General features: G+C 69.4%; 23 protein-coding genes, 1 tRNA gene and 1 pseudogene. 9 read left to right on the top strand and 16 right to left on the bottom strand.

Annotation, left to right across the window (positions count from 1 at the left end; all coding sequences use genetic code 11):
• The first annotated feature begins 195 nt into the window (after positions 1–195).
• Positions 196–1,335 (top strand): endo-1,4-beta-xylanase, encoded by a 1,140-nt coding sequence (locus ABZS61_RS06480; RefSeq protein ID WP_356416921.1) that lies wholly within the window; start codon positions 196–198, stop codon positions 1,333–1,335.
• Between the two features lie 59 nt (positions 1,336–1,394).
• Here the strand turns inward: ABZS61_RS06480 and ABZS61_RS06475 are convergent, their stop codons facing one another.
• Complete coding sequence (locus ABZS61_RS06475) at positions 1,395–2,351, bottom strand: helix-turn-helix domain-containing protein (RefSeq protein WP_356416919.1); 957 nt, start codon at positions 2,349–2,351, stop codon at positions 1,395–1,397.
• Positions 2,352–2,433: 82 nt separating this feature from the next.
• Between ABZS61_RS06475 and ABZS61_RS06470 the strand changes: the two genes are divergently transcribed.
• On the top strand, positions 2,434–3,027 hold the full coding sequence (locus tag ABZS61_RS06470) for an MBL fold metallo-hydrolase (RefSeq protein ID WP_356416917.1): 594 nt from the start codon (positions 2,434–2,436) through the stop codon (positions 3,025–3,027).
• 314 nt (positions 3,028–3,341) lie between these two features.
• On the opposite strand, the gene ABZS61_RS06465 is transcribed toward ABZS61_RS06470, so the two are convergent.
• From ABZS61_RS06465 to dacB, 3 genes are all read right to left on the bottom strand, one after another.
• Positions 3,342–3,899, bottom strand: a complete 558-nt coding sequence (locus ABZS61_RS06465; RefSeq protein WP_356416915.1) for a DUF1062 domain-containing protein — start codon at positions 3,897–3,899, stop codon at positions 3,342–3,344.
• Between the two features lie 251 nt (positions 3,900–4,150).
• The gene (locus tag ABZS61_RS06460) at positions 4,151–4,897 is read right to left on the bottom strand and encodes a DUF1838 family protein (protein WP_356416913.1); all 747 of its coding nucleotides are present in this window, start codon (positions 4,895–4,897) and stop codon (positions 4,151–4,153) included.
• Positions 4,898–5,001: 104 nt separating this feature from the next.
• On the bottom strand, positions 5,002–6,618 hold the full coding sequence (gene dacB, locus ABZS61_RS06455; protein ID WP_356416911.1) for a D-alanyl-D-alanine carboxypeptidase/D-alanyl-D-alanine-endopeptidase: 1,617 nt from the start codon (positions 6,616–6,618) through the stop codon (positions 5,002–5,004).
• A gap of 269 nt (positions 6,619–6,887) precedes the next feature.
• Between dacB and ABZS61_RS06450 the strand changes: the two genes are divergently transcribed.
• Entirely contained in the window at positions 6,888–7,727 is an 840-nt protein-coding gene (locus ABZS61_RS06450) for a hypothetical protein (protein ID WP_356416909.1), read from the top strand.
• A 15-nt stretch (positions 7,728–7,742) separates the two neighbouring features.
• On the opposite strand, the gene ABZS61_RS06445 is transcribed toward ABZS61_RS06450, so the two are convergent.
• Together ABZS61_RS06445 and ABZS61_RS06440 are read right to left on the bottom strand one after the other, a co-directional pair.
• Positions 7,743–8,966 (bottom strand): cation:proton antiporter, encoded by a 1,224-nt coding sequence (locus ABZS61_RS06445; protein WP_356416907.1) that lies wholly within the window; start codon positions 8,964–8,966, stop codon positions 7,743–7,745.
• Positions 8,967–9,212: 246 nt separating this feature from the next.
• Entirely contained in the window at positions 9,213–9,779 is a 567-nt protein-coding gene (locus ABZS61_RS06440) for a YcxB family protein (RefSeq protein ID WP_356416905.1), read from the bottom strand.
• A gap of 256 nt (positions 9,780–10,035) precedes the next feature.
• Between ABZS61_RS06440 and ABZS61_RS06435 the strand changes: the two genes are divergently transcribed.
• Positions 10,036–10,794 (top strand): polysaccharide deacetylase family protein, encoded by a 759-nt coding sequence (locus tag ABZS61_RS06435; protein ID WP_356416903.1) that lies wholly within the window; start codon positions 10,036–10,038, stop codon positions 10,792–10,794.
• A gap of 71 nt (positions 10,795–10,865) precedes the next feature.
• On the opposite strand, the gene ABZS61_RS06430 is transcribed toward ABZS61_RS06435, so the two are convergent.
• The 3 genes from ABZS61_RS06430 to ABZS61_RS06420 all read right to left on the bottom strand — a co-directional run bounded on the left by ABZS61_RS06430 (position 10,866) and on the right by ABZS61_RS06420 (position 13,202).
• Entirely contained in the window at positions 10,866–11,942 is a 1,077-nt protein-coding gene (locus ABZS61_RS06430) for a nucleotidyl transferase AbiEii/AbiGii toxin family protein (RefSeq protein ID WP_356416901.1), read from the bottom strand.
• Complete coding sequence (locus ABZS61_RS06425; protein ID WP_356416899.1) at positions 11,939–12,550, bottom strand: hypothetical protein; 612 nt, start codon at positions 12,548–12,550, stop codon at positions 11,939–11,941. Before ABZS61_RS06425 ends, ABZS61_RS06430 begins: the two co-directional genes overlap by 4 nt.
• Before the next feature lie 196 nt (positions 12,551–12,746).
• Positions 12,747–13,202, bottom strand: coding sequence for a hypothetical protein (locus ABZS61_RS06420; RefSeq protein ID WP_356416897.1), 456 nt, complete (start codon positions 13,200–13,202; stop codon positions 12,747–12,749).
• 618 nt (positions 13,203–13,820) lie between these two features.
• Between ABZS61_RS06420 and ABZS61_RS06415 the strand changes: the two genes are divergently transcribed.
• Positions 13,821–14,282 carry a hypothetical protein gene (locus ABZS61_RS06415; protein ID WP_356416895.1) on the top strand — a complete coding sequence of 154 codons (462 nt, stop codon included), beginning with the start codon at positions 13,821–13,823 and terminating at the stop codon, positions 14,280–14,282.
• Between the two features lie 219 nt (positions 14,283–14,501).
• Here ABZS61_RS06415 and ABZS61_RS06410 read toward each other — a convergent pair whose 3' ends face one another.
• Positions 14,502–15,626: an alkene reductase gene (locus tag ABZS61_RS06410; protein WP_356416893.1), complete on the bottom strand. Its 1,125-nt coding sequence runs from the start codon at positions 15,624–15,626 to the stop codon at positions 14,502–14,504.
• A 148-nt stretch (positions 15,627–15,774) separates the two neighbouring features.
• Between ABZS61_RS06410 and ABZS61_RS06405 the strand changes: the two genes are divergently transcribed.
• Positions 15,775–16,698, top strand: coding sequence for a LysR family transcriptional regulator (locus ABZS61_RS06405; protein ID WP_356416891.1), 924 nt, complete (start codon positions 15,775–15,777; stop codon positions 16,696–16,698).
• A gap of 335 nt (positions 16,699–17,033) precedes the next feature.
• Here ABZS61_RS06405 and ABZS61_RS06400 read toward each other — a convergent pair whose 3' ends face one another.
• Complete coding sequence (locus ABZS61_RS06400) at positions 17,034–17,405, bottom strand: DUF6193 family natural product biosynthesis protein (RefSeq protein ID WP_356416889.1); 372 nt, start codon at positions 17,403–17,405, stop codon at positions 17,034–17,036.
• Positions 17,406–17,470: 65 nt separating this feature from the next.
• On the opposite strand from ABZS61_RS06400, the pseudogene ABZS61_RS06395 reads away from it, so the two are divergent.
• A pseudogene (locus tag ABZS61_RS06395) lies at positions 17,471–17,641 on the top strand (site-specific integrase); the annotation flags it as partial.
• A gap of 51 nt (positions 17,642–17,692) precedes the next feature.
• On the opposite strand, the gene ABZS61_RS06390 reads toward ABZS61_RS06395, so the two are convergent.
• Positions 17,693–17,766 (bottom strand) — tRNA-Gly (locus ABZS61_RS06390).
• Positions 17,767–18,242: 476 nt separating this feature from the next.
• Here ABZS61_RS06390 and dcd point away from each other — a divergent pair.
• Both dcd and ABZS61_RS06380 read left to right on the top strand, forming a co-directional pair.
• Positions 18,243–18,818 (top strand): dCTP deaminase, encoded by a 576-nt coding sequence (gene dcd / locus ABZS61_RS06385; RefSeq protein ID WP_329209486.1) that lies wholly within the window; start codon positions 18,243–18,245, stop codon positions 18,816–18,818.
• 6 nt (positions 18,819–18,824) lie between these two features.
• A complete protein-coding gene (locus ABZS61_RS06380) occupies positions 18,825–19,325 on the top strand; it encodes a phosphoribosyltransferase (RefSeq protein WP_356416886.1) in 501 nt (166 codons plus the stop codon).
• Positions 19,326–19,393: 68 nt separating this feature from the next.
• Here ABZS61_RS06380 and ABZS61_RS06375 read toward each other — a convergent pair whose 3' ends face one another.
• The 4 genes from ABZS61_RS06375 to ABZS61_RS06360 all read right to left on the bottom strand — a co-directional run bounded on the left by ABZS61_RS06375 (position 19,394) and on the right by ABZS61_RS06360 (position 24,693).
• Complete coding sequence (locus ABZS61_RS06375; RefSeq protein ID WP_356416884.1) at positions 19,394–20,284, bottom strand: Yip1 family protein; 891 nt, start codon at positions 20,282–20,284, stop codon at positions 19,394–19,396.
• A gap of 115 nt (positions 20,285–20,399) precedes the next feature.
• Positions 20,400–21,485 carry a VCBS repeat-containing protein gene (locus tag ABZS61_RS06370; RefSeq protein ID WP_356417159.1) on the bottom strand — a complete coding sequence of 362 codons (1,086 nt, stop codon included), beginning with the start codon at positions 21,483–21,485 and terminating at the stop codon, positions 20,400–20,402.
• Positions 21,486–21,679: 194 nt separating this feature from the next.
• A complete protein-coding gene (locus ABZS61_RS06365; RefSeq protein ID WP_356416882.1) occupies positions 21,680–23,947 on the bottom strand; it encodes a (Fe-S)-binding protein in 2,268 nt (755 codons plus the stop codon).
• Between the two features lie 74 nt (positions 23,948–24,021).
• Positions 24,022–24,693, bottom strand: a complete 672-nt coding sequence (locus ABZS61_RS06360; protein WP_356416880.1) for a sugar transferase — start codon at positions 24,691–24,693, stop codon at positions 24,022–24,024.
• Positions 24,694–24,833 lie beyond the last annotated feature (140 nt).

The raw sequence follows: 24,833 nt of genomic DNA, 5'->3' as shown, positions 1-24,833 counted from the left end.
CCTACGGCCTCTTCCGCGCAGGTGACCCCGCCGATGCGTGAGGAACTCCCGGCGGCTGTCCCGCGAACGCCCCGAGGACAGAAGGTTCTTCGCAACGTATTGACGCCCTGGCCGATAGCTCTTAACGTCCGTGAGCGCTTGTTCGTAAATTTTATCGAAACTTTCGAAAAAGCCGACCGGAATGAGAGTCCTCCGATGAGATACCTCCGCTTCGCCACCGCCGCCCTCGCCACGGCCGCCCTGACGCTGCCACTGGCGGCGAGCTCGGCCACCGCCGACCCGTCCTCCGGCCACCGGGACGCGCACCACCACTCCCACGGCACGTCCGACCAGCTGCGCAGGGCCGCTCCCGACGGGTTCTACGTGGGCACCGCCGTGGCCGGCGGCGGCCACCACCTCGAGCAGGACTACCCGGACCCCTTCACCTCGGACAAGAAGTACCGGAAGACGATGGGGCAGCAGTTCAGCTCGCTCTCCCCCGAGAACCAGATGAAGTGGGAGTACATCCACCCCGAGCAGAACCGCTACGACTTCGCGATGGCCGACGCCATCGTCGACTTCGCCGACCGCAACAACCAGGTCGTGCGCGGGCACACGCTCCTCTGGCACAGCCAGAACCCGGCATGGCTCGAGGAGGGCGACTTCTCCGCCAAGGAGTTGCGCGCCATCCTGCGCAAGCACATCACCACCGTCGTCGGCCGCTACGCCGGCCGGATCCAGCAGTGGGACGTGGCGAACGAGATCTTCGACGGCGAGGGCAAGCTGCGCACCGAGGAGAACATCTGGATCCGCGAGCTCGGCCCGGGCATCATCGCCGACGCCTTCCGTTGGGCGCACGAGGCCGACCCCAAGGCGAAGTTGTTCTTCAACGACTACGGCGTCGAGGACGTCAACGCCAAGAGCGACGCGTACTACGCACTCGTCAAGGACCTGCTCAAGCAGCGGGTGCCCGTGGACGGCTTCTCCTCGCAGGCGCACCTGAGCACGCGCTACGGCTTCCCGGGCGGCCTCGAGGAGAGCCTGCGCCGGTTCGACAAGCTCGGCCTCGAGACGGCCATCACCGAACTGGACGTGCGCATGGACCTGCCGGAGGGTGGCGAGCCCACCGACGCGCAGCTGCAGCAGCAGGCCGACTACTACCAGCAGGCCCTGTCGGCATGCCTGGCCGTGAAGGACTGCAACTCCTTCACGATCTGGGGCTTCACCGACAAGTACTCCTGGGTCCCGGTGTTCTTCGAGGGGGAGGGCTCCGCGACGGTGATGAGGGACGACCTCACCCGCAAGCCCGCCTTCTTCGCCCTGCAGTCCACGTTGAAGGAGGCGCGGAAGCACTGAGCGCTCCCGACGCCGTGGACGTGGGCGGGGTCACCCGGCCCCGTCGAGGGGTCCTCCGGCTACGGCGTGCGGGTGAAGGACCGGCGGTAGGAGCGGGGCGGAACTCCCCGGCGCCGTACGAACTGTGAGCGCAGGACCGCCGCGCTCCCGAAGCCCACCAGGCGGGCGATCTCCTCGACGGGGAGGTCAGTGGTCTCCAGGAGCTCCTCGGCGCGGCTGAGCCGCAGGCCGAGGAGCCAGGCGTGAGGGGTGGTGCCTGTCGAGGCGGCGAACCGGCGTGCGAAGGAGCGCCTGCTCATCAGGCACCGGCGCGCCAGCTCCGCCACCGGAAGCGACTCGTGGAGGTGCTCGCGGGCCCAGGCGAGCACCTCGGCGAGCCGGTCGTCGTGGCAGTCCTCCGGGGCGGGTGCGGTCAGGTACTGGGCCTGTCCGCCGTCGCGGTGGGACGGCAGGACCAGGTCCCGGGCGATGGCGTTGGCCGTGGTGGCGCCGTACTCCCGCCGCAGGAGGTGCAGGCACAGGTCGAAACCGGCGGCTGCCCCCGCACCGGTGACGATCCGGCCCTCGTCGATGTACAGGGCGTCGGGTTCGACGGTGACGTCCGGGTGGCGGTCGGCCAGTAGGCCGGTGAACCGCCAGTGCGTGGTGGCGCGAAGCCCGTCGAGCAGCCCGGCCGCCGCGAGTGCGAAGGCACCGACGCAGTGTCCGGCGACGAGCGCGCCGCGCTCATGAGCGGAGGTCAGCGCATCGAGCACGGCGGGTCCCGGCGGCGTACGGAAGTCCGCCCAGGGCAGGGCGATCACCAGGTCGGCCGCGGCCAGCCGGTCCAGGCCGTGCTCGACGACGACCGGGAGCCCGACATCGGTGCGGATCCGTCCGGGCCGGTCGGTGCACAGGGCGAAGTCGAAGCGGGGCAGGTCCTGGCCGCGCGCGTCGAACACCTCGGAGGCGATCCCGGCTCCGAGCATCCCGACACCGGGCGGGGCGTAGGCGGCGACGGTCACGAAGGGCGGCATGGAGGCAGTCTGGCACGATTCATGCGATCAGTGGCAGCACGGCCACTCGTGAAGAAGGGTGCTGCCGCGAAGACTTGGGGACATGACAGACGCACCGCTCGGCCGCAGCGCCACGTACGAGATCCTGACCACCGGCTACACGCTCTCCACCGGGCCCGGGGTGGCCGCCACCGTCTCCTGCATCAGTGACGGGGAATTTCGCGTGATCGTCGACCCGGGCATGGTCGCCGGCCGCGAGCGGATCCTCGGGCCGCTCGCGAAGTCGGGAATCGGCCCCGATGACATCACCGATGTGGTGCTCAGCCACCACCACCCGGACAACACCATGAACGTCGGCCTCTTCGGCGAAGCCCGCGTCCACGACCACAAGGCGATCTACCGGAACGACCAGTGGACCGACCGCGACGCCGAGGGCTACGAACTGACCCCCTCGCTCAGGCTGATCCGCACCCCGGGGCACAGCCGCGAGGACATCACCCTGCTGGCAGGTACGGCTTCGGGTGTCGTGGCCTTCGTCGGGGACCTGTGGTGGCGCCCCAACGGCCCGGTGGACGACCCGGTGGCCCCGGACCAGGACATGCTGCTGGCATCCCGGCTCCGGGTGCTCGCCGCGGCCGACCTGATCGTGCCCGGCCACGGCCCCGCGTTCCCCGCGGACGACACCGCACCGCGCTGATCGTCGACGACTTCGTCCGTGCCGGGTGGGATGGTTTTACCTGTATTCAGAGGAGGTGATAATTCGATTCCCATTCCGATGGAATTCGAGCTATTGCCGAGATCCGCTCAACGAGTTGCTTTCCCGGACAGGACCGGCGAGCTGCGGCACCGTGCAGAACCGGCCCAGCCCCCACGCCGTGACCGGCGGTGCCGTCCACGGCGCTCGGTCACGGGTGACCGGCTGCCGTTCCGCGACCCTCCGGGACCTGGCGGATGCAGGACCCCAGCAGGGCCTGCCCGGCGGATCGCGCACTGCCGGACAGGCCCTGGAGTTCAGCGCTTGAGCGTGAAGGTGAAGTCGCCCGAGAGCTTGCCGCTCAGGCGGACCGTCGACACGAGGTTCCCCTCGGCGAGCAGTCTCCCGGCCTCGGCTCGCGAAAGGCCGAAGCCCTCGGCGATCAGTCGCACCGGCCGCACGGGTATCCGCGCCGTGAAGCGGACCGAGACCTCGATCGCCTCACCCTCCGGCTGATCCGGCCGGTCGGGCGCGCCGCTGTCGAGGCGCCAGGCGTCGTCCCAGTCGAGGGCGATGCGATTGCGGCGCCGTACGACCGGGTCCTGGAGCAGATCGGCCGCCAGGCCCGCGTCGTTGTCGTGCAGCAGGTTCAGGAACTCCGGTTGCACGGAGCGGACGTTCATCCGCTCCAGGACAGTGAGCTTGGTGGTGTCCCCGCATCCCGTGCACAGGGCGAGGAGCCAGGCGTCGAGGAGCTTGTGGTTCGCGTTGACGCGGAATTTGCCGTTCGCCCGGAAGCGCCCGGAGGCGCACCTGTGGCAACGGCGGAGGACTGTCGGCAGGCAGGTGGGCACAACCACCCAGGTTCTGGACACAGAAGTACACCGGTTCAGTGAGAGGACCGCAGCGAAAAGGAGCACGGCGCACAGGTGCGACGCGCGACGGATCAGCGCTCGGGGGGTCTCACTTGGTGTACAACGGCACGTCCTTGACGGGGCGACTGCGGGCGCAGGAACGGTATCGGCAGGCGGGGACGCGGCTCCACCGGTTTTCGGGCGGGCGGCGCCACCTCGCGGAGGGCACCCGCACCGCACGGGGCACCCCGCGCGGTGAGGGTGCCCGGCGGCTACTGCGGCGGGTTGAGCTTGCGGAAGTACGTCCAGCTCGTCTCGTTCGGCTCGCTCCACTTCTCGGGGGCCCGGGCGAACTCCGGCTGCCGGTCGGCGATGTACGCACGGGTCCGCTCGGGGACCTCGGCGTACGAGCCGAGCTTGCGGCCCCGGCAGTGGAAGGTGAGCCCGCCGGGCTCCTGACCGCGGGCCATCCACGGGAGCCACGGGGACATCCGGGTCCACGACATGGTGGCCGGGACGCTCGGAGCCGGGCCGGCCAGGTCGGCCCGGTCGGCGAAGAACTGGAACAGCTCCAGGGCCTTGTACGTGTCACCGGCCGAGTGGACGGGGTACTGGGCGACCGGCAGCGGCGAGGGGTAGGCGAGCGGGATCTCCAGGCTGAAGCAGAGCTGTTCGCCGAGCTCGGTCGTCGGGATCGGGAAGGGGCGCCACTTCTGGTTCGCCGGGTCGTTCCAGACGTGCACCACCGGCAGGTCCTGCCAGGTCTCCAGGATCTCGCGGGTGGCGGGGTCCAGGTAGAAGGCGGCCTCGCGGGTGAGCAGTCGGTAGGCGTCGGGTCCGTCTTCGGCGTCCTGCACCAGGCGGGCGACGTTCAGCCCTTCGAAGCCGAGGACGCGCCGGTAGGGCTCGTCGGGGGCCCAGGAGTACACGTCTCCCGACCACCAGTACGTGACCTCCTCGCCGTCGAGCGAGGCGCGGGTGCGGGCGAAGGCGCGGAGCAGCTCTGCGGGTGCGGTCATACGGAGTACTCTGCGCGACATCTGTCCCTGCCGGGCGGGAAACAGCCTCAGCGAAGAAGCCCCGGGCCGTCGGCCCGGGGCTTCTCGACGATGCGGTGCTGCTCTCAGTCCTCTCGCCGCTCCGCATCCTCCTGCAGGTAGGCGGAGATCATCGCGAGGTCGTCGGCGATGTCCAGCACGCCGTTGACGTCGGTCGTCGGGGTGGAGGCGCCGTTGACGCCGGCGAAGAAGACGTCGAAGCGGCCGTTGCCCTTGTCCAGGTAGCCGGCGATCGTGATGGCGCCGATGGCCAGGCGGTTGTTGAGGGCGTCGAGACCGACGGCGGCGCCGGTCTTGGCGAACACCTTGCCGCGGGCGGGACAGTCGGTGCAGTTGTCGGCCAGCAGGCCGTCGACGCCGAGGATGGGCAGCGCGTTACGGAAGACCTCGGCTTCGGGGGTGCGGTGCCAGTACGTCAGGATCTGCACCACGGCCGTGGGCGTGGTCCGGTCGACGGGGTTGCCGCCCCGGCCGTCGAGGAGCTGGACCTGTGTGCGGTCGACGCCCGCGCGGTCCAGGAAGTCGGCCAGCACCGGGAAGCCGTCCATGCAGTCCTGGCTGCCCTTCGCGACGGCCATCAGGCAGATGGCGAGGTTCCCGCCCAGGTTGTGGCTGACCTTGAAGATGAGCTTGGCGTACTGGGAGTAGGGCGGGGAGGTGTACTGGGCCACGCGCGGCCGGCCCTCGTACCCGTCGGGCAGCCTGCCGACCGGGTTGGCTCCCGTCGGGTCGGCGGTGACCCTCACCCCGGCCCGGCCGAGCGCCTCGATCAGCGCGGTGCGTCCGAAGGCCGCCGGGTCGGTGATGGCGGAGACCTTCAGCGCGGGTTCGGAGTCGGCCGCGATCGTGCCGGACAGCTTGATCCGGGTGCCGTTCTCGGAGGTCGTCACGTCGATGTCCGTCGGCTGCCCGGCTGCCACGGTCTTCACCGTCGAGGTGACCCGGTACGGGGCGACCTTCGGCCGCCAGTCCAGCCGCGCGGGCGCACCGGGGCGGGCGCCTGGGGTGGACAGCAGGTCGATGAGGTTGTCGTTGATCATCAGCGGGGTCGGGACGGGGATGAAGACCGGCTCGGGCTGGAAGAGCCGGTTGTCGACGATCACGTTCCCGTTGACGCGGGTGATGCCGGAGCGCCGTACCTGCTGGGCGATCCGGTTGATCCCGGCGAGCGGGTTCTCCGGCGTGAGCGTGGCGCCGGGGAAGTCATTGGCGTAGGTGTGGTCGAGGTCGGTGTAGTCGACCGTGCCGTCGGGCCGGGTCCGGCCGCCCATGGTCAGGTCGCCCTGGGCGACGAGGTCGAGATCGCCGTTCAGCGTGCTTCCGCGGCGATCACCGACCGCGTAGACCGGCGTCCTGAAGCGGTGGTCGCCGCCGAGGGTGTCCCACGCCCCGGAGGTGCCGAACAGCTTGGCCACCGACCCGGGGATGAAGAACTGCTCGGCGAACCTGCTGTGGACGACCTGCCCGCTGTCCGGATCCTGCTGGAGCAGGCCCCACTGGGCGTTGGGGTAGTCCGGCTTCTCCATGATGTCCGTGATCCGCGGGTCGAGGCGGTCGGAACCGTCGTCGTCGGGCGACGAGGCCGCCTGTGCCGCCGCGCTCGACGTCAGGGCCAGGAGCAGCAGGGCACAGCATCCGGCGACCACGCGTCGCCGAAATGATCCGAAGTTCTCTCGTCGCACTGCAGCACGCACCGTTCGTCTCGGCAGTTTCCTGTCCATGGGGTCAGGTATGGCCCCCGACGGGCGTCGGATACGGGCGGCGCGAACGGCAGTCACCCGAACGGCACGGCGCATTCGTCGAAATGCGCAGTGAACGCCCGGTCGGGGCAGCCGGTCGGCGGCCGCGGCCGGTTCCGCGCGGACACCGGGACGCCAGGGCCCGTCCCGGTGGCCTGTGCGTGGCCGAGCCGCAACCAGGACAGACACACACCAAAGGCTAGGGTCGCCGGGTGAGCCGAATCGCGAGGAACGCCGAGGGCGCTGGGCCGTTCACGACCCGGCTGACCTGGCGCCTCAGCGACGGGGGCACCGCGGTCTGGGAGTCGCGACCGGCACGCAAGCGCGGCCTGCTCACCGTGCGGGCCGCAGGCGAGTCGAAGTCCCGCTCCCGAAGAGCGGACAGCGGGTCGGTCGCCCGTCTGGGCAGGTTGAATGCCATTGCGGCGGGTGCGTTCACGGCCGGTGGGTGCCTGTTCGCCTCCGGGGCCGCGGTGGGCCAGTTCTTCAGCACGGGCGGCCTGACGGGTGCCTGGATCTACTTCGCCGGCGGCCTGTTCTTCAACACGGGTGGCTACGCGTCACTTCTCCAGGCGGTCAACGCCCCCCGCCAGGACAGCGGAACCGGGGCGCTTCCCGCGCGGCGCTGGAGTTGGTGGAGCTACGAGCCCGGCCGGATCGACTGGCTGAGCACCTTCCTGCTGTTCGTGGGAACGCTCGTGTTCGGGATCAACCTGCTGAGTTCCCTGGTGCAGGGGCTTTCGGTGCAGCAGGTGAACAGGCTGGTCTGGGCCCCTGACATGGTCGGGTGCACCCTGTTCCTCCTCTCGGGGCACCTTGCCCTGGCCGAGGTCTGCCACGGCCGACCGGGCATCCGTGCGCACGACCTCGGCTGGTGGATCGTCGCCGTCAACCAACTCGGGTCCGTGCTCTTCCTGGTAGCGGCACTGGCGGACTTCACCCGCCCCGCGACGGGAAGCGTCGTGAACGTCGACATCGCCAACTGGGGCACCCTCACGGGAGCACTCTGCTTCGCCGCCGGAGGGGTCCTCCAGTTCTTCGAGCGCCCCTGAACACCGACGAGGGCCTCACCACGCCTCCGTGCCGCCGGCCGCGTCCGCCGCGGGTGCCGGCCGTGCCGTCCCGCCGGCCTTCGACCGGATCCGCATCGCGAGCAGCGGTAGCACGAGTACGGAGATCATCCCGGCGCCGACCAGCGACGCCGCCTCGTCCGAGCCCAGGAGGTCCTGATCGACACCGATGGTCGTGATGGCGACGACCAGAGGCAGGCACGTCGAGGCGAACAGCGACAGGGCCACCCGGTCCGTACGGCCGAGATCCTTCGGGGCGAGGAGCAACACCGGTCCGCCGCGCACCAGCAGGACCAGCAGCAGGAAGACCGGCACCAGCAACAGCGATTCCGGGTCGTGCAGCAGAGCGTCCAGATCGAACTCGATGCCCGTGACCACGTAGAACAGGGGCACGAGGAAGCCGAAGCCCATCGCCTCCACCTTGCCGAGGACCTCCCCGCTGCTCGCGGGCGCCGCTCGGTGCATGACGAGACGGGTGAGGACGCCGGCCGCGAAGGCGCCCAACAGCACGTCCAGGCCGAAGACCTCGGCGAGGCCCAGCATGCAGGCGAGCAGCAGCATGACGAACCGGACCGCGAACTGGCCGCTGCTGTGCAGGGTCCGTTCGGTCAGCCGGGCGAACCAGGCCGGCCGGGGACGCAGCGCCCAGAACACCGCGCCGGCCGTGATCGCCCCGAACGCGGCCAGCAGGGCCGCCGACTCGGCCGGCCGGCGCCCGCTGAGCAGCAGCGCCACGGCGACGACGGGGCCGAACTCGCCGACCGCCCCGAACGCCGACATCACCGTTCCGAACCGGCCGCGCAGCTCCCCCCTGTCCCTCAGCATCGGCAGGACGGTGCCGAGCGCCGTGCTGGTGAGCGCGGTGCCGATGACGAACGCCTCGAAGATGTCACCGCCGCTGATGAGGACGGCCAGTCCGATACCGAGGGCGAGGGACATCAGCCAGGACCACAGGGAACGGCGCAGGGTGTCGCCGCGGACCGCCGCGAAGTCGATCTCGTACCCGGCGAGGAAGATCAGCATGGCCAGCCCGAGGTCGGCGAGTGTGTCGACGACGTCGCCGGGGTGCGCCCAGCCCAGGACATCGGGGCCCATGAGGATGCCGAGGGTGATCTCGAAGATCACCAGGGGGATGCGGATCCACCGGCCCGTGGCGTGTACGAGGACGGGCGCGAGGACGGCCGCTGCCATGATCAGGACGAGCGTGCCCGGGTGGGTCATGGCGCGCCGCCGTGTCGCGGGCTCACGGCGTGACGACGGGGCGGGGAGTGGCTTCCGCGATCGACGGCTCCGCGAGCCTCGATTCTGAGGGGGACATCGTCTCTCCCTGGTCCACGGTGCGCGGAAGCCGTCGGCGTACCGTCGCGCACGCCTCCTGCCACTCTCGCCCGCGTGACAGGAGGGGACTACCGGATGTAGGCCGTCAGGGGGAACGAAGCGCGCCGACCGTGAACCCGCGGGCGACCGTCACACGCGCGCGGTGTGCTCGTCGAGGACGGCACGCAGCCGGTCGACGCCCCCGGCCTCCTGCACGGCCCGCTTGGGCAGGACATCCAGGCACATGATGTTGGGGTCCCGGCTGAGCAGGACGAAGTGACCGGCCGTCTCCCGGTAGCCCTGGAAGAGGGACCACTTCTGGATCAGGGTGCTGTGGTCGTTGCGGCAGGTGATCCCGTCCGGGGACACGGTGGCGTGGTACTCGCCCTGCCATCCGACGAGCTTCTGCACGTGGGCGGCCTGCAGCCGCGGGTACCCCCACACGGCCAGGACGACGAACAGGAACAGAACCGTCGAGACCACGTCGATACGTCCGCGGCCGACAGCGAAGATCAGCCACTGCCCCGCCCACAGCGCGAGGAACACCCACCGCAGAATCAGCCCGGTCCGCTTGATCCGCTCGCGGACCCGCAGGCCGGCCAGCGTGTCGGCAGCCTGTGGCAAGTAGACCAACCGGACCGCGGACCGTCCGTCCACAAGACCGTCAGAGGCTTCCGCCGTGCTGTCGGTGCCTTCGGTGCTGCTGCCCTCGGCCACGATTCCTCCCCCGTACGAAGATCCGCGGATCCTATCGAACGCCGGTGCACTGACGGGCCGGCATGTCCCACGGTCCCCTTGGACCCGGCCGGTGATGTCCCGGCACTCCTGACCGGCCGTCTGTCGCGGAACTCCGGTGTTTGTCGCCGGCCCCCTGTGGATTCGTCCTCGGTCGGTAACAGAGGCAGCCCGCAAGGGCGTTCGTATGTCTTCATGGGCGCACGGCATCGGCGGAGACGACAGAGGGCGGGCGGACATGGCAAAGCACAAGGGAAGGGGATGGAACGGCAAACTTCTCGCGGCGGCACTCGGGGTGACCACCCTGGCCGCTGCCACCTCCGTGTGGACCGCGCAGGCGGACCCCGCCGGAGAGCGCCGGCCTCAAGCGCGTGTCGCCCAGCCCGTGGCCGAGGTCGCGGCGGACATCGCGCACGCCTCGGACCGTGGCCCCCAAGGCGTCAACATCACCATCGACGACGGCCCGGACCCGGTCTGGACGCCGCAGGTGCTGCAACTGCTTGAGGAAAGCGGTGTGAAGGCCACCTTCTGCATGGTGGGCACGCAGGCCCAGGCTCACCCTGACCTGGTCAAGGCGGTCGTGGCGGGCGGGCACCGGCTGTGCAACCACACCGTCTCGCACGACACCACCATGGACAAGAAGTCCGAGGCCTACCAGTCCCAGCAGATCCTGGATGCCGAACGCATGATCACCAAGGCGTCGGGGGGCGTCCGGCCGCAGTACTACCGGGCCCCGGGCGGTGCGTTCACCCCGTACAGCCGACAGCTCGCCGCGTCCCGGGGCATGCGCCCGCTGGGCTGGAACGTCGACACCAAGGACTTCGAGCACCCCGGCGTGGACGCCATGGTCGCCACCGTCAAGAGTGAGATCACCAACGGGCCGACCGTCCTCTTCCACGACGCGGGAGGGGAGCGCTCGGAGACCGTGGCCGCCCTGCGCGAGATCCTGCCGTGGCTGAGGCAGCAGGGCTACTCCTTCGGCTTCCCCGTGCGGTGAGTGCGGCTCGCGGGGAGGTTCGTCCGCGCTCCGGGCACGATGACCTCCCCGGCGTCAGAATCGACAACCTCTCAACTGCGTACATCTGACACGCCTTCGTCAGTCGACCCGCCGTCGCGGAGGACGTCGTCGTCCTGCCCCGGTGGAGGATCGTCAACGAACGTCGGTGCCAGCGCCGCCCGCAGCCGTGCGGTGAACTCCTGCTCCCGCCCCGCGAACTGCGGGTAGTCATGGACGAAGTGGTGCCACTCGACGTAGCGCAGGGCATCGGCCACGTCCTCACCCAGCACCCGCTGCCGACCGAGCACCGGCCACTCGCCGGTCAGCCGGAACACCTCCTGGAGCAGGGAGTTGGGTAGCGGGTGCCGTTCGGCCAGCAGGACGGCGTCGTAGAGGTCCTTCCCCTGTGACCAACCGTCGTTGACCAGCCACATCACCTTCCAAGCCAGCGACAGCGCAGGGGTCGCCCCTTGCAGGAGACCGCCGGACGGCAACGGGGTCCGCTCCGGTGGTTCGGGCAGCGACTCGCCGAAGACGAAGTCCAGCTGCACCCAGCCACCCGGGGTGCCCGGCGCGTGCCAGGGCAGCATCATTCGACGCCCCGGAACGCGCTCATAGGTCCAGATGTCCTCGCACACGGCGCCTGCAGCATCGATCCGGACCCTGCCCGCGCTCGCCGCAGCCTGCGCCTCGGCCGCCGCCGCGACGCCGGCCAGGAGCGCCGAAGTCCGCTCCTCCTCCATCCCCCACAGCGTTGGAACGACCACGAAGTCCAGATCGCCGGGTTCCCGTGCCTGCTTGCCGAACCACAGAGCCATCAGCGTGCTGCCGCGGAGCACCAGCGACTGGGCCCACGGAGAGGCGGCCGCCCCGTCCCGTACGGCGGCAAGAGCCTCCGCCCGGGCGGTCTGCCACGCCCGCGTCGCCTCGGGGGAGGGGAAGACCGGGTCGGAAGCGCGGAAGGCGTAGGGGAACTGCTTGAGGGCAGGATCGAACACTTCCTTCTGCACTGCTTCGGTGTCCATCACCCGCAGCAGGGTCCTGGGCACCTCGGATGCAGGGCGAACCGGGGGGTGCTGTGGCGCCCGGCGCGTCTGCGCGCCCTGTCGGGCGGTACCGCTCGCCCCGGCGTCGTCCTCCGTGCTCATAGCGGCTCCAGCCACCCCTCATCCAGCCTTGGACCACTGTCGAGCAGGACGTATTCCTGCTCGACTTCGACAACCTCGTACGCCGTCAGATCCGCAAGCAGAGCATGCAGCGCGAGCACCGCACTCGCGGCTCCCACCCCGTGGCAGCGCTGGGTGACAAACCGTTCCTCGCGGCCGTCCGTGTGCCGACGCCGTGCGTTCCAGGAGACATGGGCCCTGTGCCGCACGGCTGTGGCGATCAAGGCCTGCGGGTCGTACGACGGATCGAGCAGCAGCTTCACATGGTGCTCGAAGTGACGTGTCCCGGCTTCCTCGGCCGCGTCGGCGTCGGTCCGGGGAACCTCCGCCGCCCATGGCACGCACTCGACCTTCATCCGTGCCACGTCAAAACCGCGCCCTACGAGGGACTTGGCGACTTTCCGTACGGCCGAGACCTCCTCACCGTAGGACGACCGTGTTCCGCGCAGCGTCAGCATCGGTTGCGAAGCGGTCAGCCCCTGGGCCAACTGGATGTGGGTGAACTTCACACCGCCCCGTTGCTCCGCCCACCGTTGGAGTCTGCGGAGCTCGTCCCCGTCGCACAGCACCGTCATATGGCTCTCGTACACCGCTGCAGCATGCCCCACCCCATCCCGACCGGCATCCGGATTTACGCGTGGCCCCGACCAGGGCATGCACCTCGCGATGAGCGTGACGCGGAGTGGATCGCCGGGAGAGAGGTGTCCACCGAACGGCTACGCACAGACCGGTCTTCGCACACCGGTCCGCTTGTCGGGCCGCACATAGTGATCAACACCGGCGCGATCAGCCTTTGGGCGGCCGTGCTTCGGCACGCCAGCCGTCGTAGGAATCGGACTCGGTCAGATCCTCGGCGAGCCGCCAGCCGTCTCCCGCCGGTTCGAAGAGAAGGAGGTGGGAGGCCACGTAGGGTGCGGTCGGCTGCGAGTCCTTGCCGGACGGATCGGTGGCGTACGGCGTCGTGTACTCGTCGACCCACACCTTCGCCCGGTCACCCTGCTTCTCGACGTCGGAGACGGCTGCGCTGGCAACGGCCTTGTTCCACACCCTGCCCGCCGGTGGCTCATTGCTCCGCCACTCCGCCGTGGCGCGGTTCGCGTCGCGCTGGAAGATGCTCAGAGCCGCTTGCTCGAGCGACTTCCGGTCTGCGGCCTCGGCCCGGTCGTGCATCAACGACGTGACCGGCACGGCGGCCAGCAGTGCTGCCAGTACGCCCAGAGCCAGCTTGTGCTTCGTGTCCATGGTGCCCCCACCCCGAGCTGCGGACTTCTTGTGGACGTAGCGGACAAGCCCAGGTCAGCCCGCGGGCTGAGGGCTTCCCCTCGTGGGCTTGCAACTCCGCACGGCCATGCCCCTTGGTTCGCGCAGGACCACTCCAACGTGGTCGGTCGCCACCTACCGCGTACCCGTCCCGAACCACCTGACGGCCACAACAGCGACACCGGCGATGGCAACCACCCCGACGGCCATACCGATGATGTCTCCCGGACCCAGCAATCCGAACATCTGCGTCTCCTTTGTTGTTTGGTGGCAGTAGCCCGCGACACACGATCGTGTTCCGCGTGGAGATCAACATGGCAGCCGGTCCCCATCTGCGGAACCCCAAGCGGCAAGTCTTGAGGACCATCTGAGCTTGGCTCCTGCTCAGCAGCGAGATGGCGCCCTCTGCCGTGCCTGAGCGGTGTCGGGGCGGAAGCGCGCCTCAACCCCCGAGGCCGCCCAGGGGGGTGGAGCCGGGGACCTGTGCGGTCTCGGCCGACGCAGGGCGCGGTCACGGCGGGGGCTGCTGACCCCCGCTCTGCGTCTCCTACTAGAGTGCGATGCTTGTTCGATTCGCCGAGAGGCGGAGGGGGAGGGGTCGTGGGCACACAACTGAGAACTACTGCGCAGCAGTTGGCGGAAATTCTGTGGCGGGAGCACACCGTGTACCGGGAGCGGTCCGGCGGTGTGGTCATCCGGGGTGAGCATGTACGGCGATGGATCAGCCTCGCTCCGGCGGGCGGCCGGGACGAGGTCCTCGTACGGGCGGGGCGCATCCTGGACGGCGGGACCACCGCTCCGGCGCGTTCGGAGGCCGTGGTGCCGCTCTCCGCCGGTACGGGCGTGCTCGCCGCGACCTGCCGACGGCTGCTCGCCGAGGCGGCGGCCGATGTGGCACCGGTCGCTCCGGGACGGGCAGCGCCCGCGCGGTCCCGTCGGTCCGGGAAGGCCGCGCGGCCCAAGCGCAGGGGGAGACACACCAGTTTCGGCTCATGGGTGGTCCTCGCCTGCATCGCCGGTGTGGTCGCGCTCTACGTCTACAGCACCGCGATGCACGGCTGACCGGCAGTCGGCATCTTCCCGTCTCCACGGCGATGGGCGAGTTCATGATCACGGAAGCAACGAGCGACAGGTTCCTCGGTGTCCCCCTCTCGCGCATCAGCTTCCGCGCCCGTTCCAGGCGCCCGGCCCAGGCCGGGTAGGGCAGCGCGACGGCGAGCGATGAGGTGCGCCAGTTCCGCCTCGCAGCGATCATCGGACAGCTTGCTCGGCTCGGAATGGTCAGGGAGTGGCCTGTGCGGGTTCCTCGGTCCCATGGTGGATGTCATCCAGCACGGGGTAGTCGGTGTACCCGGTCTCTCCGCCCACGTACATCAGGCCCTCGTCCCGCACGGGATTGAGCGGTGCGCCCAGGCGCAGCCGCTCGACCAGGTCGGGGTTGGCCAGGAAGGCACGGCCGAGGGAGACAAGATCGGCTCCCGTGGCCAGGAGACGCTCGGCCGCGTGCCTGCCGCCGTCGACGGGGAGCGGCCCTGGCCACGGCAGCGCCGGATTGGCGATCAGGGCGTCCGCCCAGCGCTTGCGGATGTGCTGGAAGAGGGGCTGGTCCGGGTCGGCGAAGACGACGTGCAGGTAGGCGAGGCCGGTGTCGGAGAGGGCGTCGACGAGCGTGGGGTAGATGCTTTCGATGTCGTCTTCGTGCATGCCGTTGGCCGTGACTCCGGGGGCGATGCGCAGGCCGACCCGTTTGGGACCGATCGCGTCGGCTACGGCATGGACCACCTCCAGCACGAACTTGATGCGGCCGGCCACCGAGGCGCCGTAGGCGTCGTTGCGGTGGTTGGTTCCGGATGCCAGGAACTGGTGGAGGAGATAGCCGTTGCCCCCGTGCACCTCCACCCCCGCAAAGCCGGCTGCGACGGCTCTGCGGGCGGCGGCGGCGAAGTCGGTCACGGTGGAACGTATGTCGTCGAGGGTCATCTCGCGTGGAAGGACGGCGGATTGGTGTCCGACGGGCGTGAAGATCGTGTCGGGGAGCGCGACCGGTGACGGTGCCACCGGCCACAGCCCGCCGCTGTTGTCGGGGTGGCCGATCCGGCCGCCGTGCTGCAGCTGCAGGAACATCCGGCCACCGGCGGCGCTCACTGCCTCGGTGACGCGACGCCAGCCGGCCACGTGCGCCTCGTTGTGGATCGCGGTGATGTTCGGGTACGTCTGCCCCACGGCGTTCGGCGTCGAGGCTTCGGCGATGATCAGCCCCGCAGAGGCGCGCTGTGCGTAGTAGGTGGCCATGATCGATGTCGGGACGCCGTCGTCAGCGGCACGGTTGCGGGTCATCGGCGCCATCACCAGGCGGTTGGGCAGGTGCAGCGTGCCGAGTCGGGTGGAGTCGAAGACGTCGGTCATGGTGATCGTCCCATCGTGGTCGGCGCCCCACTGGAGCGGCAGGGGCGTGTGGGTGCGGGGCCGGGTCCACTCTCGAACGGTCCGACGAGCCGAACAAGTTCGAATCGTTCTACGATCGGTGACTCAGACTCATCGATGGAGACCGGCGATGGAGCGACACGAGATCGAGGCGTTCCTGACACTGGCCGAGGAGCTGCACTTCAGGCGTACCTCCGAGCGGCTCGGGTTGGCCCAGGGGCGGGTCAGCCAGACCATCAAGAAACTGGAGCGCCGGATCGGCGCGCCCCTGTTCGAGCGCACCAGCCGCCGTGTCGCTCTGACCCCGGTCGGGCACCAGTTGCGCGAGGATCTGCTCCCGGTCCGTCAGCAACTCCAGCGCGCTGTCGACCGCGCGGTGGCCATGGGACGGGGCATCACGGGGGTCCTCCACGTCGGGTACTCGAGCCCTATGGTCGCCGCAGTCCTCCTGAAAGCCATTGAGAGCTTCCGTTCTCGCTACCCGGACTGCGAGATCGAGATCCACGAGGTGCAGATCTCCGATCCACTCGGCCGGATCAGGAGTGGTCGGTTCCATCTCCAGGTCAGCGAGGGCCCGGTGGACGAAGCCGATCTCACGCTCGGCCCGGTCCTGCTCTCCGAGCCACGCATGCTGATGGTCCCCACCGGGCATCCCTTCGCCCGGCGCGCGTCCGTGTCGCTGGAGGATCTCGCGGAGTCGACACTCCTCGCCTTCGCCGGGCCCGTGCCGCAGAACTGGCTGGACCACCACTTCCCCCGGGAGACCCCGCAGGGCAGGCCGATCCCGCACGGCCACCCCTCCACCTACTGGACCGAGGTGCTGAACCTCGTCGGCCGGGGCAAGGGCGTCTCACCCGCCTGCAAGGGCGCGCAGCGCTACTACGCCCGCCCTGACGTGGCCTGGGTCCCCTTCAGTGACGCCCCTCCCATCGAGTACCGATTTCTGTGGCCGACGTCCGGCGAGACGGCCCGGGTACGCGCCTTCGTCGAGACCGTCTGCGAGGTCACGGCATCGCCCGGCTCTGAACCTCCGTCGGGGTCTGGGCAACGCTGAAGCTTCCGGCCGCTGGCCTGGGGCTTTTGCGTGGAGCGGGTGACGAGAATCGAACTCGCGCCCTGAGCTTGGGAATCACCGGTGCTTGGACTGCCGCAGTGGCTCTGACCTGCATGCTTGCCCGGATCGGGCGAGGTTGGCGAGGTCTCTGGATGCCGCACCTGACCGCTGCTGTCCGCTCCGCTGGGCACGGATGCGGCACACGGCGCCCACGAAGGGCAGTCTGCGAGCATGTCGAGCGGGTGGCAGTCGTGTATGGCCAGCGACCGACGTGCCCCGCCCAATCATGAACCCCTTGCCCTCGACGCCCATGAGTGCGCGCCGAAGGTCTCCGCTTACAGGTCGTGCGCTGTTCCGTCGATGGCAGGCCCGCATCCGGCAGGAAGGTTCGCGACGATCAGATCGATCGCCTCCTCCACCGTGTCGGGCTCCCCGAGGATGGTGCCGTCGGACTGGCGGACCACCATGAACCCGCCACCGGCACGTGGGAACAGGCTGCCCACGTCGTGTGGCCGCGGGTAGCGAATGCAACGGCTGAGGTACAGGGCGCCGTGGCTGACCGTCGGAAACAGTTCCCGCAGGCGAGGGTTTACATAGGCTGCCCGAGGCATGGAGGGGTCGATCAGGCTGTCTCCGGAGTCGAGGATGGCCCTCCATTTATCCGCGACGATTTTCGCAGCCTGTGTGAGGCCTTCATCCTTTGCCATTTGTCAGGCCATCACTTTCTGGGCTTGGGGGGTTGTATCTCAGGAATGTCCGGTTTCGGGACTTCGACACGATGGTGCGTGCGAGGCAGTCGACCGAGCGGGCCGCGCTCATCTATCAGCATTCCGACCTGGAGCGGCAGCGTGAGGTGGCGGCCGGCCTCGACCAGCTCGTGCGGGCCCGGCGTGAAGCGGCGGATGACCAGGCATCTGGCACGGATATGGCACGAGACGCTTGAACTGGTCCAGACAACAAAGAAGCCCCCGGCCGCTGGCCTGGGGCTTTTTCATGGAGCGGGTGACGAGAATCGAACTCGCGCTCTGAGCTTGGGAAGCTCATGTTCTACCATTAAACTACACCCGCGAAGCGCGCCGATGATCGGCAGTGCATCGCCGCACACTCTACCTCATGGCAGGCCCCCGACGTGTTCGCCGCGGGGTCTGTCCGGCGTTTCGCCGCCGGGATGCGGGTGCGGGGGGCGGGAGTTGGGGGCGTAGCGTGGGTGGGCGGAGTGCCGCCTGGAGTGGCGTCCTGTTCATCCCCTAATGTGGCGGTCTCGTCCAAGGCTTGGTTGGGGAAGGGACTTGATGGAGTCGATGGAGCGCACCGTCGTCCGCTGTGCCGAAGGGCACGTTTTTGCTACCTCGTCGTTCCCGATGCAGCAGCTCGGGTCCGACCGGATCGGTCCCGGGCGGCTCATCCGCTGTCCGCGCTGTGCCCGGTTGAGGCAGGCCGTTCCTGTGGTGCTCGGCGAGCGGTAGCGGCGGCGGGAGTGGTGGAGCAGGCGCGCGGGGCGGTCCGGTTGGGGCGGGCCCGCGCGTTCTGCGTATCCTCGGTGAGTGCTTCTCTCAGATAAGGACCTCCGGGCCGAGATCGATGCCGGGCGGGTTCGCATTGATCCGTTCGACGCTTCGATGGTGCAGCCCTCGAGCATCGATGTGCGGCTGGACCGCTACTTCCGGGTGTTCGAGAACCACCGCTATCCGCATATCGATCCAGCGGTCGAGCAGGTGGACCTGACGCGTACGGTCGAGCCGGAGGGTGACGAGGCGTTCATCCTTCACCCGGGCGAATTCGTACTGGCGTCGACGTACGAGGTCATCTCGCTTCCGGACGATCTCGCGTCGCGGCTGGAGGGGAAGAGCTCCCTGGGGCGCCTCGGGCTGGTGACGCATTCGACGGCCGGCTTCATCGACCCCGGGTTCTCGGGGCACGTGACTCTGGAGCTCTCGAATCTGGCGACGCTGCCGATAAAGCTCTGGCCGGGGATGAAGATCGGGCAGCTGTGCATGTTCCGGCTGACCTCGCCGTCCGAGTTCCCTTACGGTTCGGAGCGGTACGGGTCGCGCTACCAGGGCCAGCGGGGGCCGACGGCCTCGCGTTCGTACATGAATTTCCATCGGACCCAGGTGTGATGCGGCATGGCTGACGACGCGCGGGAGAATCTGACGTACGAGGCCTTCGGGCTGGCCGTGCGTGAGCTGGCGCAGGCGGTGGCCGACGACGGGTACGAGCCGGATGTCGTGCTGAGCATCGCGCGCGGCGGGGTCTTCGTGGCGGGTGGCCTGGCGTACGCGCTGGACTGCAAGAACATCCACCTGGTGAACGTGGAGTTCTACACCGGGGTCGGGACGACCCTGGACATGCCCGTCATGCTGGCGCCCGTGCCGAACGCCATTGATTTCACGCGGAAGAAAGTCCTCATCGCCGATGATGTGGCGGACACGGGCAAGACGCTGAAGCTGGTGCGCGACTTCTGTATCGACCACGTGGCCGAGGTGCGCAGCGCGGTCATCTACGAGAAGCCGCAGTCGCTCGTGAAGTGCGAGTACGTGTGGAAGAAGACCGATCAGTGGATCAACTTCCCGTGGAGTGTCGAGAGGCCCGTCGTGCGCCGCACGGGGCAGGTTCTCGACTCGTAGACCCGCGGGCGGACGTGGGAAGGGCCCCGGTGCTTCGCGCACCGGGGCCCTTCCGCGTGTCGTCCGGGTCAGATGGTGCCGAGCTTGATGATCGACAGCAGGGCGATCAGCTGGATCGCCGAAGCTCCCAGCGCCTTCGGCCAGGGCAGGTCGTGCGACTTGCTCACCATGGAGGTGAACAGCGCTCCGGCCGCCAGCCAGGTCAGCCAGCCGACGATCTGCACCAGGGAGTTCTCGCCGCCCAGGAACAGGGCGAAGACGAGGCGGGGGGCGTCCGTGATCGACATGATCAGCATGGACAGGCCCACGGTCGGCTGCCAGGAGCCCGTGCCGCCGAGCTGGCGGGCCAGGGTGTGGGTGACCGCGCCGAGGACCAGGCCGCCGATGACGAAGCCGATGCCCGTGATCACGACGTACGGGACGGCCGTGGAGACCTCCGCGTGGATCGCCTCGTCGCGGGCCTGGTCGAAGCCGAAGAGTGCGAGCAGCCCGTACACGAACGTGACGACGATCGCGGTGCCCCAGACGGGGTAGTCGCGCATCTGCCAGAACGTGGGACCCGGGCGCATCACGATGCCGCTCAGCAGCTGCTTCCAGCGCAGGCGGGGGCCTGCGGGCTGGGCGGGAGCCTGGCCGGCGTGGTACGTGTTGCCGTCGCCGTACGGGTCCTCGTTGATGCTGAAGGCCTGTGTGTGGCCCGGGGCGTTGGCGTACGGGTCCTGCTGGGGTGGCTGGTGGTACGGGTCGCCGAAGTACTCGGGTTCGCCGTGTCCGCCCCCCTGCCCGTGTCCGTTGCCGCCGTGCCCGCCGTTGTACGGGGCGCCGTTGCCGCCTGCCGGAGGCCACGACTGCCGGCCGTACGGCTGCGGTGGTGCCTGCGTGCCGTACGGCTGTTGCTGCTGCGGGTGTTGTTGCGGTGTGCGGTTGTCCCGGCCGCGTCCGATCCTGAATCCAGCCACGTATCGAACGTACCTGGTCCGTACGGGCGTGGTGCGGTGGCAGGGGAACACGGGTGCCATTGCTGCCTACCTGTGACATCCCCTAGGGGAACCCCGGGGGGTCTGCCGCAGGGGCTCAGCGCAGGAACAGGGCCGTGGAGAAGCTGATCGCGGGGCGGTCGGGAGTGCCGGCCGGGTACAGGGCGATGAGGTCCGTCTCCTCGCCCCGGTGCGTACGGACCACGGTGTCCCGCTTCTTGTCGCCGTCGAAGTCCGCGTGGCCGAGCAGTGCCGTCTCCGCGGGCGCGGCGGAACCGGAGCGGCGGACCGGCGCCGTCGGGATGCCGTTCGGCGGGGCCTCGAAGCGGTACGTGCCGCCGGGGCGGGTCGGGCCGTTCGGGGTGCCGAGCAGCAGTGTGCCCCTGGCCGCCTCGCCGGGTTCGTGGGGCTTGCGGGCGTGGACGAGGTCGTCGTAGCCGTCGCCGTTCGTGTCGGCCTTCGGGGCGGGGGCGAAGAGGTACGGTCCGCCGCCGGGGAGGGACTCGCCGCCGCGCGGCGCACCGGTGCGGGTGAAGGGGCCGCGGAGGTTGCTGACCCGGCCCTCGCCCGCCGTCACGACGAGGTCGGTGTGCTCGTCCCCGTCGAAGTCGCCGCACACGGGGTGGTCGGGCCACTCGTTGCCGTACCTGGCCGTGTCCGGGATGCGGAGGGTGACGGCCCTGCCGGTCAGGCCTCCGGGTGAGCCGAAGAGGACCTGGAGCGGCACGGGAGGGCGGCCTATGCCGTCGTACGGGGGATCCGTGGCCACGATCAGGTCGGTGAAGCCGTCCTCGTCGAGGTCGCACGCCGTCTGGGCGTCGAACGCGGCGGGGAGGGTGTCGCCGAACTTCGCCGCGTGGGTGCGGGCGCTCAGCAGCTGGCGGGTGGCGGGTTCGAGGGCGCGGCCGGCGGAGCCGTACACGATGCCGATGCCGGCGTCGTCGCCGTGGCTGTCCTCGGGTGCCTTCACCAGGTCGTCGATGACGAGGTCCCGGTGGCCGTCCCCGTTGAAGTCGTCGGCGGTACGGCTGCCCCTGCCGCGCGGGACGGGCAGCTGCGGGGTGTCCGCCCGGCCGGCGAGGGCTTCGGGCGGGGCGTCGCCGTTCTTGCCCGTCGGGGAGGCGGACGCCGAGGACGGTGCGTGTGCCTCGGAGGGGCCCGAGCAGGCCGACAGCAGGAGCATGCCGACGCAGGCAGCCGCGAGCGGTGCTGCCGTCGCGGCCTTCGCCGTCGCGGTCCGTATGCGCACGGGGGCACCTCATCCGTCTCGTACGTCTCTGTGGGTTCTGTGCGACCCACATGATGCATGAAACGGCGGAAGCGGCCGGTCCTGCCCCCGAGGCAGGTCCGGCCGCTTCCGCCGCGCGACAGCGTGTGTTACTTCACCGGCTCGGGTTCCGGCTGGTCCGCCGGCTCCGTGTCGCCCGCCGGGTCAGCGGGGGTCTTCACCGACTCCAGGAGGAGCTGCGAGACGTCGACCACCTGGATCGACTCCTTCGCCTGGCCGTCGTTCTTCTTGCCGTTGACCGAGTCGGTCAGCATGACGAGGCAGAACGGGCACGCCGTGGAGACGATGTCCGGGTTGAGGGAGAGGGCTTCGTCGACGCGCTCGTTGTTGATGCGCTTGCCGATCCGCTCCTCCATCCACATCCGGGCACCACCGGCGCCGCAGCAGAAGCCGCGCTCCTTGTGGCGGTGCATCTCCTCGTTCCGCAGACCCGGGACCTTCGCGATGATCTCGCGCGGGGGCGTGTAGATCTTGTTGTGACGGCCCAGGTAGCAGGGATCGTGGTACGTGATCAGACCCTCGACCGGCGTCACCGGGATCAGCTTGCCCTCGTCCACCAGGTGCTGGAGCAGCTGCGTGTGGTGGATGACCTCGTACTCGCCGCCGAGCTGCGGGTACTCGTTCGCGATGGTGTTGAAGCAGTGCGGGCAGGTCGCGACGATCTTCTTCGCCGACTTCGCCTTCTTGGTCGAGTCGTCCTCGTCGTCCTCGCCGAACGCCATGTTCAGCATCGCGACGTTCTCCTGGCCGAGCTGCTGGAACAGCGGCTCGTTGCCGAGGCGGCGGGCCGAGTCGCCGGTGCACTTCTCGTCCCCGCCCATGATCGCGAACTTGACGCCCGCGATGTGGAGGAGTTCCGCGAAGGCCTTCGTCGTCTTCTTGGCCCGGTCCTCGAGGGCGCCCGCGCAGCCGACCCAGTACAGGTAGTCGATCTCGCTGAGGTCCTCGACGTCCTTGCCGACGATCGGGACCTCGAAGTCGACCTCCTTGGTCCACTCGACGCGCTGCTTCTTGGCGAGCCCCCAGGGGTTGCCCTTCTTCTCCAGGTTCTTGAGCATCGTGCCCGCCTCGGACGGGAACGCGGACTCGATCATCACCTGGTAGCGGCGCATGTCGACGATGTGGTCGATGTGCTCGATGTCGACCGGGCACTGCTCCACGCACGCACCGCAGGTGGTGCAGGACCAGAGCACGTCCGGGTCGATGACGCCGTTCTCCTCGGCGGTGCCGATGAGGGGGCGCTCGGCCTCCGCGAGGGCGGCCGCGGGAACGTCCTTGAGCTGCTCCTCCGTGGCCTTCTCGTTGCCTTCCATGTCCTTCCCGCCGCCGGCCAGCAGGTACGGGGCCTTGGCGTGCGCGTGGTCGCGCAGGGACATGATCAGGAGCTTCGGGGAGAGCGGCTTGCCCGTGTTCCAGGCGGGGCACTGCGACTGGCAGCGACCGCACTCGGTGCACGTGGAGAAGTCGAGGATGCCCTTCCAGGAGAACTGCTCGACCTGGGAGACACCGAAGACGTCGTCCTCGCCCGGGTCCTCGAAGTCGATCTCCTTGCCGCCCGAGGTCATCGGCAGGAGCGCGCCCAGGGCGACCGCGCCGTCGGCGTTCCGCTTGAACCAGATGTTCGGGAAGCCGAGGAAGCGGTGCCAGGCGACACCCATGTTGGTGTTGAGCGAGACCGTGATCATCCAGGTGAAGGACGTGACGATCTTGAGTGCCGCGACGGCGTAGGTGATGTATTGGAGCGTGCCGATGCTCAGCCCGTCGAAGGCGGCGACCAGCGGGTACGAGGCGAAGAAGCCGGGCTCCCAGCCGGTCACGTGGTGCTGGGCACCCTCCAGGCCGCGCAGCGTCATGATGCAGAGGCCGACGATGAGGATGACGGCCTCGACGAAGTACGCCTGGCCGGTCTTCGAGCCCGTGAAGCGGGACTTGCGGCCCGCGTTGCCCGGCCTGCTCAGCTGGCGGATCACGATCAGGGTCACGATGCCGAGGACCGTCATCAGACCGAGGAACTCGGTGAAGATCTCGTACGGCAGCCAGTCGCCGATGAACGGGATCAGCCAGTCGGCCTGGAAGAGCTGGCCGAAGGCGTTGACGATCGTGAGCAGCAGCGAGAAGAAGCCCACCGCCACGAACCAGTGCGCGAAGCCGACGATGCCCCAGCGGTTCATGCGGGTGTGGCCGAGGAATTCCTTGGCCAGCGTGATGGTGCGCTGCGTGGGATCACCCGTGCGGGTGCCCGCGGGCACGGGCTGACCGAGTCGCACGTAGCGGTAGATCTGCGCGATGGCGCGGCCGAAGAGTGCGACGGCCACCACCGTGATGACCAGCGACACGATGATCGCGGCGAGTTGCATTTTGGGGGCTCCTCGGGCCTGCGAGGGTGGGATACTAAGCGGTAACTTAATGAGTCTGTGCTGACACTATCCACTTATTCCGCCGTGCTGTAGCGGGGCAGGCGGTGATTTGTGTCGCTCAGGCGAGCCTTCCTCCGCCGGGCGAGCCCGTGGAGTGCGGTGCGCAGCTGGATGCGTGCGGTGTGAGCCAGGATCGCCAGGTCGAGTCCTGTCCCATGATGCTCGGCGTAGTACGCGTCCAGGAGGGCGGGTTCGTCCCACGGCATTCCGGAGCCGGCGCGCACCTGCGCCAGGCCGGTCAGGCCCGGCCGCAGCTCCTGCCGCCAGTGGTGGCATCCCGGGCCGCCGGCCGCGGGATCGCCGGGCGCGAGGGGTGCCGGGCCGACCAGGGAGAGTTCCCCGCGTACGACGTGGGGCAGCCGGGACAGCAGGTCGAGGCGGAACCGGCGGGTGCGCAGGGAGCGCAGCTCGAAGGGCCGGCCGCCGAGACCGGCCCGGATGTCGCGTCTCAGTACGCCTCCGGGCCGGCGGCCCGCCCGGAGCGCGAGGGTGACGGCGCCGAGGGCGAGTGCGGGGGAGACCAGGGCCAGCAGGACCGAGCCGAGCACCAGGTCCAGGCTCCGCTTGGCCGTCATGGCTGCCAGCTGTGCCGCCGTGAACCGGGCCGCGCGGGCCGCTGCCCGTGCCGCCGCGGCGGTGGCGGGGTGCGTCGTCCTTCGTACCGCGGTCTGCTTCGCGTTCTGCATCGCACCTGCCCGGAATCCGTGACGTGCCGTTATGACCGTCTCGCTGCATTTTGTGACAGAACGATCCCACGATGCGATCGTGGGGCGGAGGTGCCTGGCGTGACAAGAGTGCGGGGTGTCGCGCGCGCCACCGATGCGGG

The sequence above is a fragment of the Streptomyces sp. NPDC005566 genome, from assembly GCF_040605575.1.
Lineage (GTDB): Bacteria > Actinomycetota > Actinomycetes > Streptomycetales > Streptomycetaceae > Streptomyces.
The sequence above is the reverse complement of the archived record's forward strand: the minus strand, read 5'-3'. Positions and strand labels throughout refer to the sequence as shown.

Excerpts from the sequence above, each read along its gene's own strand:
- ABZS61_RS06460 (WP_356416913.1), bottom strand. The coding sequence starts at position 4,897 with ATGACCGCACCCGCAGAGCTGCTCCGCGCCTTCGCCCGCACCCGCGCC.
- ABZS61_RS06445 (WP_356416907.1), bottom strand. The coding sequence starts at position 8,966 with ATGACCCACCCGGGCACGCTCGTCCTGATCATGGCAGCGGCCGTCCTC.
- ABZS61_RS06405 (WP_356416891.1), top strand. The coding sequence starts at position 15,775 with ATGGAGCGACACGAGATCGAGGCGTTCCTGACACTGGCCGAGGAGCTG.
- ABZS61_RS06420 (WP_356416897.1), bottom strand. The coding sequence starts at position 13,202 with ATGGACACGAAGCACAAGCTGGCTCTGGGCGTACTGGCAGCACTGCTG.
- ABZS61_RS06370 (WP_356417159.1), bottom strand. The coding sequence starts at position 21,485 with ATGCTCCTGCTGTCGGCCTGCTCGGGCCCCTCCGAGGCACACGCACCG.
- ABZS61_RS06360 (WP_356416880.1), bottom strand. The coding sequence starts at position 24,693 with ATGCAGAACGCGAAGCAGACCGCGGTACGAAGGACGACGCACCCCGCC.
- ABZS61_RS06475 (WP_356416919.1), bottom strand. The coding sequence starts at position 2,351 with ATGCCGCCCTTCGTGACCGTCGCCGCCTACGCCCCGCCCGGTGTCGGG.
- ABZS61_RS06435 (WP_356416903.1), top strand. The coding sequence starts at position 10,036 with ATGGCAAAGCACAAGGGAAGGGGATGGAACGGCAAACTTCTCGCGGCG.
- ABZS61_RS06480 (WP_356416921.1), top strand. The coding sequence starts at position 196 with ATGAGATACCTCCGCTTCGCCACCGCCGCCCTCGCCACGGCCGCCCTG.
- ABZS61_RS06410 (WP_356416893.1), bottom strand. The coding sequence starts at position 15,626 with ATGACCGACGTCTTCGACTCCACCCGACTCGGCACGCTGCACCTGCCC.
- ABZS61_RS06470 (WP_356416917.1), top strand. The coding sequence starts at position 2,434 with ATGACAGACGCACCGCTCGGCCGCAGCGCCACGTACGAGATCCTGACC.
- ABZS61_RS06365 (WP_356416882.1), bottom strand. The coding sequence starts at position 23,947 with ATGCAACTCGCCGCGATCATCGTGTCGCTGGTCATCACGGTGGTGGCC.
- ABZS61_RS06380 (WP_356416886.1), top strand. The coding sequence starts at position 18,825 with ATGGCTGACGACGCGCGGGAGAATCTGACGTACGAGGCCTTCGGGCTG.
- ABZS61_RS06400 (WP_356416889.1), bottom strand. The coding sequence starts at position 17,405 with ATGGCAAAGGATGAAGGCCTCACACAGGCTGCGAAAATCGTCGCGGAT.
- ABZS61_RS06430 (WP_356416901.1), bottom strand. The coding sequence starts at position 11,942 with ATGAGCACGGAGGACGACGCCGGGGCGAGCGGTACCGCCCGACAGGGC.